The sequence below is a fragment of the Photorhabdus caribbeanensis genome, from assembly GCF_018448885.1.
Lineage (GTDB): Bacteria > Pseudomonadota > Gammaproteobacteria > Enterobacterales > Enterobacteriaceae > Photorhabdus > Photorhabdus caribbeanensis.
Map to the genome: position 1 here is coordinate 197,541 of NZ_RCWB01000005.1, position 7,490 is coordinate 205,030.

A 7,490-nucleotide genomic window follows, 5' to 3' on the forward strand; every position below is an offset into this window, starting at 1 on the left:
ATTAATTAATCTTCTCAACATCAATTTTTATTTTGATCTTTGTGGGTTTAATACGAGAAATGAGTTTATTTTTTTCCATAGTAATATTCCTCAACCATATTTCAAGAGTTATAACACTATGTATAAACTGATAATTTACATCAAACGTTGAGTTTACATCTTCAGCTTTTAGCAGGTAAATAGTCAGGGCTTCGATAAATTTTTTTCTGTCAACCAAACCCATCGCATAAACTAAGCAATCAGCAGAAGAAAAAAACAATTCTTTCAAACCTAATTTAGAATTCAGTAATATTTTTTTTGCCATTCCCTCATATGAGGTTTTTTCTTTTTTAAATTTAAATATTTCAGGTAATATTTTTCTAAATGACTCTCTGGCTAATTTTTTACTTGAATAATATGAACCATATTTTATTGATTCCAGATATAAATGTTCATGAGGAGGTATTTTTAAAATAAAATCAACCAATCTTAAATCTAAGAATGGGTGTGTCATAAAACTATTTAAACTCAAAGAGTCAAAATATCTCGCTTTTGGCCATAAAAAATCTAATGCAAATCTATGCCCGTCCAACATTTTTTTATATTTATCACTATATAGTTTATTATTTGAAAAGTTTTTTGATTGATAAATATACTTTGGGATTTTAATTATCTCATCTTTCCACTGCGTCTTTAAATATGTACTCTTTGCCAACCGACTATTAAATTTAGATAAAAATAAATTATAAAAATCCGTATAATAACTTATGTTATAGGGTGATATTTTTTTCTTTTTATTAATGGTACTGAACAGTTCAAACGCATTTCTAGCATAACCAGACTTTATTAAAGAATCTAATATAACTTCATCGAACTGCTCACCTAAGATCACATCACCGGACTCCCCGGTTATTGCCTGAACAGCGCCTAACTCATTTATAAGCTGATCTAATTGCAGGCATGCTAAACTGTTCGAGCGAGGTTCCGGGCCATCAATATAGATTAGAGGGTCATTATCTATTAAATCGTTTTGAAACCTTAACGTATTATCAGCCCATAAAATATAAGATGGTTTTTTCAGGTATTTTGATACTTTATTGACTATTTCTGAATCTTGGCTATACATTAAGTCATTATTTTTAAAACTAATATTAACGCAAAAATAGTCTAAATTATTTTCCATTGCTGTTGCTAGCACACTACCTGAATCTAAACCACCACTAAAATGAATTGCTGTTAATCCATTGTTCATTCTGTCTCTTGTTGATTCTCTAAATTTTTCTTTAAACTGACTGGCAAAATCTTTTTTAATCATTTTTGATGGATCAATTTCAAAATGATAATCAATAATTTCTTGTATCGAGAACTTACTATTTTTTATTGTTAACTTACTTCCTTTAGGTATTTTTTTTACATTCATAAAGAAAGTACTATTATCTGGCAATTCATTTTCTCCAACAGCAATATCATTTCCCAAATGATACAACACTGATTCAAAATTCACATCTATTGAAAAGTCAGTATGTACTATAATTGCTCTTATATCATTGGTTATGATATAACTATTTTTGTAAAAAAAATAATAAATGGGTATTGATGAATAAAAATCAGTAACAAAATTCAAACCTTCATCATTAAAATACACCAGAGAAAATTCCCCATATATTTCATTGTTTTTTCTGCCCGCGATAACAGAACTTAAACCCTCTTCTTTTATCCATCCATCTAAAATAATTTTTTGACCTTTAAAAAAAATAAGAGGTGGATTAACTTTTGAAGATATAATGATACAGTTGTTATTTTTCTCTGAAAAACTGATGAAGTCGTGACTATCATACAAATTATCATAGAAACCTTTTAAATTATGGATATAATTTTTAGCATTAGAATGCTCTAGATTAGTCACAATCCAAAATGATTTATTTTTATTTAAAGACATATTTTAATAAATCCTCTGCCATGTTTTTTGAATCAATAACCTGCATTTCTTTTAGGTCCACCCTACCCGGATTAAATAATATTTCTTTATTCGAATTTAAGCTTTTTAGTTTAACCCACGCATGACCAAATATTCTTTGATCAACCTTTGTCAATCCATAAATCAAATCTGAATCATACCCATTTGAATATAAATATAGCTGTATACATAATGATAATGTATAACACGTACTATCTTCTTTATACATGCCATTTTTATCATGCATCATTTTCAAAAAAAATTTTATAAAAAAAACTTTTTTGTTAAAATCAAATGCATTACATTTTTTATTTTTCCCTAAATAATCTTTATAGAACTGGATACTTAATTTTGTATAAACCAATGAGCTATTCTCTAAAAAGCTCATTGCCTTTATAAATTTGTGCATATTTAATAGCATCTTTATTTCATTAGATAACATATTCTAGTATCAATCCCTCTTTTTCCAATAAATGAAAGGCTTCTTTTATATTTTCTATATCGATATCATCATCTATTTTCAATTCTTTGATAACATCAGGAAATGAAATAATTTCAGACTTACAACTCCAAACATCTTTCGCCGCACCAACTAATCCAATATACACATCACTATCTTTATCTAATACCACTATTTCATCCTCATCTAAAATGGTGGATATGACATTATTTTTCTTGATAAAAGCCTTATGTTCTTTATTCATATTAAATATAAACCAAAATATAAGATTAAATTTAATTAACAATAGGAGATAAATAGGATTATAATTTACGCGCTACCTATTTATCTCCGCTTTCAATACTTATCCGCGACGGATCCCACGAGCGTGAGTGCCATCACCGGGTGAAGATTTTTTACGCAGAGTAATGGAAACAAATGATCCGTAAGTTTTAATTAAAGGTTGTTTGGTTTTCATAATTTACATCCTCAATGATATTAGTGGTATTTAATTAAAGCACTTTAAATAAAAGTGCAAACTGAATATATATTAATTAAAGTAAAAATAAAAAATTTATTTTATTACCCCCTCACTAGTTGAATATTAATTTAAAATCTTTACGTTATAAACATAATGCTTATATCGTATTTATTAGAGGAATAATAAAAAGTATGACTATTATTAATGACTAAATATTAGTTATTACATAGTCAATAAACTCACTTATATCGCCTAAAAATATTAAATGTTTTTTTAAATAATAGATGTATTCCTTATCCCGTTCATCGCGCGGGATAAGGTAAAATCACTATTGATACTCTTAGTATTATGAAAAGGTATATATTACCGTAATGTTAAAATTTTCTATGAGTAGCCTGGAAATATCACAATCATAACTTCCCAACTCTCTCAGTTATACCCGTTTCACCAGTGTCGTACTTTCCGTTTTAGTGCCACTATGCAGTTATCTGAATTCCTTATCTAAAATTCAGGTAAAAAATAGGTTACCGATATAACTCAATCAGTTGCACCAACACACAATGGGGCTAAAATGAGTTAGATTAGACTGAAAAAACTAGTTTTATTATGAAGTTACATTTAACGGATTAAATTTCAATTAACCCACAACATAAGTTGTTGACCCTACTCACCACAGCCGCTAATATTCCACTTACACCAATGATCCATCGCCTGTCAGGATCGCCTTCGGGTGGCGAAATAAAACTCTCGTAGCCTGAAAGAGAGAGCAAAAATTGCGGTACATTTGCCCACCTTTGGAAGCAGATATTGTCAGACATAAACCCCTTGTCTGGTAATGAAGGTCTCTTTTAAACTAATAGATAACCCAAAAGGATATCTTTATCTTGTTACCGAAATGTATTGAACGTGGGTTCATACACTGGCATTTCAAATCAACATAAATCCTATTTATCTTCAATGAACAACAGGATGGCTTTTGCACATCCGCTCATACTTTTATCTATCCCTGTTTGAATTATTCGACAGATAATTTCTCTACAGCTAATCCATTAACATGACGACAGTTTGATACTGAATCTGGCTGCGTTTTGCTATGCCTGTTGGCATTTCAACATTTGCGCAGTTTTTGTTGACAGTTCGAGGAACTCAAGGCGTCACTTTTGGCGGGTTACCGCTGAAAGTGACGCCGCAGCCAAAGCACCACGCAACCCTGATAGGCTCTAGCCTGATTAACTACCCAGTGAATCTGACACTGCATTTTTAGATTGAAAAGGGAGAACTTGACGATATCGAGGCTGGCTTTTAGCCGGTGGGGATGACCTGCAAACGCAGGCGGCAGTACTAAGTACTCAACCGATACCCCGTAATACCTCAACTTGCGTTCACTCTGGCGCACAGATATTCGTCAAGGACAAAGCAGGTATTTTCTGTTTTGTCCGAATTGTCGCGCGCCAGAGATTGCATGTTGTCAGGTATAAGTAAGGAAATTTGATGAACAGGCTGATTGAAGAATTAAGCATTCGGAATATTGAGCGTGTTTATAGTCGTTAAACTTAGCCGTTCGGTTAATGAGTCCGATAATACAATCAGTTAAAGTATTCCCGCCATTGGCAAATACCAATGGTCAAGGTTTAGCAGCCTTGTGTAACTATACACTGGTAAGAAGTTTTACCAGTGTGCCTGCATTCGCCCTTTCAATGGTGATTCAGGCAGGGGAGGCTTCGGCCTCGCCGGTCATAGTTACCCGGTCTGCTAACCCTGCCTTGAATCACCACCATCAATGTTAATTAATGGAAGGGGTAGCAGGAATGAATAATAATGTTAAAAATGACTGGCATCAGGCCGATATTATTGCCGCATTACGCAAACGTGGTACAACCTTAGCGGCAGTTTCTCGTGAGTCGGGACTCAGTTCATCTACATTAGCAAATACTCTCAGTCGTCCCTGGCCTAAAGGCGAATGGATAATTGCGGATTATCTCGGTATACATCCCTCTGAAATCTGGCCTAGCCGTTACTTTGATATGTATGGCTGGTTAATTGAACGTAAGGTTCGCGATAAACCACAGGAATAACCCGTTTTAATTTGTGATCCAGTTCGTAAAAATGATAAATGTTTATATGAAGCCTTGAGCGTGAAATGGCAGCCAAATTTGACCATTTCCAAATCTCATGGCTTTTTTGCTTTAACGTTATGATTAAAAAGTTATAAATCTAATTTCTACGTAAAACCGACCAAACTTGATGTAGCAAAATAATGTGGGGGTACAACTGGGGGTATGTGACTTTTTTAATAAAATTAATTTATTAAATATTAATATGTTAATATGCCAGTATTGCGCTCTCCTCCCCAATAAAATTAAAGAAAGATCCCTGACCAATCTCCATTGTTGTTTACTGGCATCTATCCAATGTACCCCATAGCTGTGATGGACAGGGATGCTAGAAATATGAAACTAACAGTTCGATAAGTTGAAACAATAAAACCTCAAGATAAAGACCTATTAAAATTTCATCTAATCAACGATGCAAAACAACAGCAAGCAGAATTGTTACAACAAGCAAATGAAACACTCTCATTGCTACAAAACTCTGTTGATTGAGAAGTCGTCAGAGAAAGCCTCTCTGTTCGAATGGAAAAAATACCAGCTATTACTTATTCGTGTTGACGTTCTGCAAATGTCTGATGTTCAGATGCCGGAACGGCCAATAGCCAGAATAAACGGGTCGTTCATACAATGGTTTTGTTGATGTTAGAGCCACGATACTGAAAGAGATTCAGTCTATAACTTGGAATAAAAAAATTTCAGTAAGAAATGAAAGAGGGGAGAGATTAATAACTTATTGATATTGAATTGCTTATTGTAATCAATCATACAAAATTAATTAATCTTGTAAGGAATAAGAACAACACATTATTCTTTTTCTAAACTAGACTTTGATTGGCATGAGTTGCAAGGTGATTGTTTTTATATTGATTTAAGTATATTGATTATGAAATGGTATTATTTTATTTAAGGAAGGTATATGAATCAAAAAAATGATTTTAAAGCATTTTCTATTAGTGATAATGCTAATGTAGTGAGTCAAGAAAAATATGAAGAAAGTCAGAATTTACAGACGGGGTTTCCACCAGAGAATGTTTCTACTCATGTACTAAATAAGGTATTACGTCAATCATCAATAATATCATCTGTTGTAGCTAATTTTATTGCGGAACAATCTGGCGCTGAGGTTTTGGATAATGGGGACATAGCCAAACTTACTGCACAATTAAATCAAGCATTAGAACAAAAAATTGCAACAGACATTCCCAATGCTTCATTAACACAAAAAGGTGTTGTTCAGCTTACAAATGTGATTGGTGATAGTGATACATTGGGAGTTACACAAAAGCTTGCTCAGGAAATAGTAAATTCATTACGTGAATATACAGATAATCGAATTGAAACAATCAGTGAAGTTCCTATTGGTTCTCCTATTCCTTGGCCATTGCCTCATCCACCTGCTGGCTATTTTACTTGTAACGGTTCAGCTTTTGATAAATTACAGTACCCAAAGTTAGCAGAAGCTTATCCTGACGGTAAATTGCCCGATTTAAGAGGGGAATTTATTCGAGGTTGGGATGATAAACGCGGTGTTGATAGTGGCCGTAGAATTTTAACTTCTCAGGGGGATGCCATTAGAAATATTGAGGGTTCATTCGCTGGTATGATAGCGCCAAACTATCATTTGGCAACAAGAGGGGCTATTTATGCTAGTCAAGTTCTTGGAATAGCCTCAGATGGCAGTTTCAAATCATTAAATGTCTCTGACGGGGATACTCCATATGGCTTTGGATTTCTGGCGTCAAGGGTTGTTCCTGTAGCCCCAGAGAATCGTCCTCGCAATATCGCATTTAACTATATTGTAAAGGCTGCATAATGATAGGGCCATTTGGCCCTTATTATTCAAAGTGATAGCAGTTTATTTTCCCATTATTCAATAACTTCTCTCTTTTCTTTCAGGTAGTCGTAATTTAATAATGATATTTTTATCATTGCAGTTATTTGGTGGGATGTATTACAGGCAGTTTTATCTGTAAAATTAATATTTTTTTGAGGTTAATTTATTGGGTTTATTGATTGTTTTAAAGTGGTTTGGTAAATATAATTGGATGTGAAATATATTCAGGAGCTTGCTAATGTAATATTTGGCGGCTTAATTGGCTGACTCTTAATTAGCTCATTTAATAGTGGGATATGTAAGTTGTATCCAAAAATGGTTAGTATTGATTTACCTCATAATGAATAATAATTGCCGTTATTTTATGATTGGCACCTAAATATAGGTTTTTAAAATTTACTTTTGCTTTTTTCAAAGGTAAATAATAGCTAAGATATTTTATTTATAAAATGAGATTGAGTGATGAAGGAGTTTGGTGTTCTTATTCTAATTGTGGGAATTATTGCTATTTTTACTGCTTTTAATATGGATGTTAGTGTTTCGACTGGCTATGGTGGTCGAGCAGGGCGGGATTCCACTTTGTATTTAATTTAATCAAAGATAAGTTGACTACGGAATTCCCCTGACCAAATGGCTCTTCGACGTTTAGCCGCCTGACTGTCTTTTATACTGGTATTCTGTTTAATCAC

The 7,490-nt window shown here is 33.0% G+C and carries 11 protein-coding genes and 1 pseudogene; 8 read left to right on the plus strand and 4 right to left on the minus strand.

The window, feature by feature from the left end; translation table 11 throughout:
* Nucleotide 1: 1 nt before the first annotated feature.
* The 4 genes from EAE90_RS05850 to EAE90_RS24630 form a co-directional block, all read right to left on the minus strand.
* On the minus strand, nt 2–1,918 hold the full coding sequence (locus tag EAE90_RS05850) for an asparagine synthase-related protein (protein ID WP_214052697.1): 1,917 nt from the start codon (nt 1,916–1,918) through the stop codon (nt 2–4).
* Complete coding sequence (locus EAE90_RS05855) at nt 1,905–2,378, minus strand: lasso peptide biosynthesis protein (protein ID WP_214052698.1); 474 nt, start codon at nt 2,376–2,378, stop codon at nt 1,905–1,907. The genes EAE90_RS05850 and EAE90_RS05855 overlap by 14 nt, the downstream gene beginning before the upstream one ends.
* Nucleotides 2,368–2,640: a hypothetical protein gene (locus EAE90_RS05860; RefSeq protein WP_214052699.1), complete on the minus strand. Its 273-nt coding sequence runs from the start codon at nt 2,638–2,640 to the stop codon at nt 2,368–2,370. Before EAE90_RS05860 ends, EAE90_RS05855 begins: the two co-directional genes overlap by 11 nt.
* A gap of 99 nt (nt 2,641–2,739) precedes the next feature.
* The gene (locus EAE90_RS24630) at nt 2,740–2,853 is read right to left on the minus strand and encodes a lariocidin family lasso peptide (protein ID WP_425516831.1); all 114 of its coding nucleotides are present in this window, start codon (nt 2,851–2,853) and stop codon (nt 2,740–2,742) included.
* Nucleotides 2,854–3,252: 399 nt separating this feature from the next.
* Here EAE90_RS24630 and EAE90_RS24635 point away from each other — a divergent pair.
* The 8 genes and pseudogenes from EAE90_RS24635 to EAE90_RS24225 all read left to right on the plus strand — a co-directional run.
* Nucleotides 3,253–3,356: pseudogene (locus EAE90_RS24635) on the plus strand (IS982 family transposase); the annotation flags it as partial.
* Between the two features lie 593 nt (nt 3,357–3,949).
* Nucleotides 3,950–4,120, plus strand: a complete 171-nt coding sequence (locus EAE90_RS05865) for a hypothetical protein (RefSeq protein WP_214052700.1) — start codon at nt 3,950–3,952, stop codon at nt 4,118–4,120.
* Nucleotides 4,121–4,424: 304 nt separating this feature from the next.
* The gene (locus tag EAE90_RS05870) at nt 4,425–4,643 is read left to right on the plus strand and encodes a hypothetical protein (RefSeq protein WP_214052701.1); all 219 of its coding nucleotides are present in this window, start codon (nt 4,425–4,427) and stop codon (nt 4,641–4,643) included.
* A 21-nt stretch (nt 4,644–4,664) separates the two neighbouring features.
* Nucleotides 4,665–4,931, plus strand: a complete 267-nt coding sequence (locus EAE90_RS05875) for a helix-turn-helix domain-containing protein (protein WP_214052702.1) — start codon at nt 4,665–4,667, stop codon at nt 4,929–4,931.
* Between the two features lie 444 nt (nt 4,932–5,375).
* Nucleotides 5,376–5,459 carry a hypothetical protein gene (locus EAE90_RS24440; RefSeq protein ID WP_339920873.1) on the plus strand — a complete coding sequence of 28 codons (84 nt, stop codon included), beginning with the start codon at nt 5,376–5,378 and terminating at the stop codon, nt 5,457–5,459.
* A complete protein-coding gene (locus tag EAE90_RS05880) occupies nt 5,422–5,607 on the plus strand; it encodes a tail fiber assembly protein (RefSeq protein WP_246550394.1) in 186 nt (61 codons plus the stop codon). Before EAE90_RS24440 ends, EAE90_RS05880 begins: the two co-directional genes overlap by 38 nt.
* Before the next feature lie 276 nt (nt 5,608–5,883).
* Nucleotides 5,884–6,780 (plus strand): phage tail protein, encoded by an 897-nt coding sequence (locus tag EAE90_RS05885; protein WP_214052703.1) that lies wholly within the window; start codon nt 5,884–5,886, stop codon nt 6,778–6,780.
* 483 nt (nt 6,781–7,263) lie between these two features.
* Nucleotides 7,264–7,395: a hypothetical protein gene (locus tag EAE90_RS24225; protein ID WP_281422320.1), complete on the plus strand. Its 132-nt coding sequence runs from the start codon at nt 7,264–7,266 to the stop codon at nt 7,393–7,395.
* Nucleotides 7,396–7,490: the final 95 nt, after the last annotated feature.

Bases quoted from the DNA above. Each gene is read 5' to 3' on its own strand.
- EAE90_RS05850 (WP_214052697.1), bottom strand. From the start codon at position 1,918: ATGTCTTTAAATAAAAATAAATCATTTTGGATTGTGACTAATCTAGAG.
- EAE90_RS05855 (WP_214052698.1), bottom strand. From the start codon at position 2,378: ATGTTATCTAATGAAATAAAGATGCTATTAAATATGCACAAATTTATA.
- EAE90_RS05860 (WP_214052699.1), bottom strand. From the start codon at position 2,640: ATGAATAAAGAACATAAGGCTTTTATCAAGAAAAATAATGTCATATCC.
- EAE90_RS24630 (WP_425516831.1), bottom strand. From the start codon at position 2,853: ATGAAAACCAAACAACCTTTAATTAAAACTTACGGATCATTTGTTTCC.
- EAE90_RS05865 (WP_214052700.1), top strand. From the start codon at position 3,950: ATGCCTGTTGGCATTTCAACATTTGCGCAGTTTTTGTTGACAGTTCGA.
- EAE90_RS05870 (WP_214052701.1), top strand. From the start codon at position 4,425: ATGAGTCCGATAATACAATCAGTTAAAGTATTCCCGCCATTGGCAAAT.
- EAE90_RS05875 (WP_214052702.1), top strand. From the start codon at position 4,665: ATGAATAATAATGTTAAAAATGACTGGCATCAGGCCGATATTATTGCC.
- EAE90_RS05880 (WP_246550394.1), top strand. From the start codon at position 5,422: ATGAAACACTCTCATTGCTACAAAACTCTGTTGATTGAGAAGTCGTCA.
- EAE90_RS05885 (WP_214052703.1), top strand. From the start codon at position 5,884: ATGAATCAAAAAAATGATTTTAAAGCATTTTCTATTAGTGATAATGCT.
- EAE90_RS24225 (WP_281422320.1), top strand. From the start codon at position 7,264: ATGAAGGAGTTTGGTGTTCTTATTCTAATTGTGGGAATTATTGCTATT.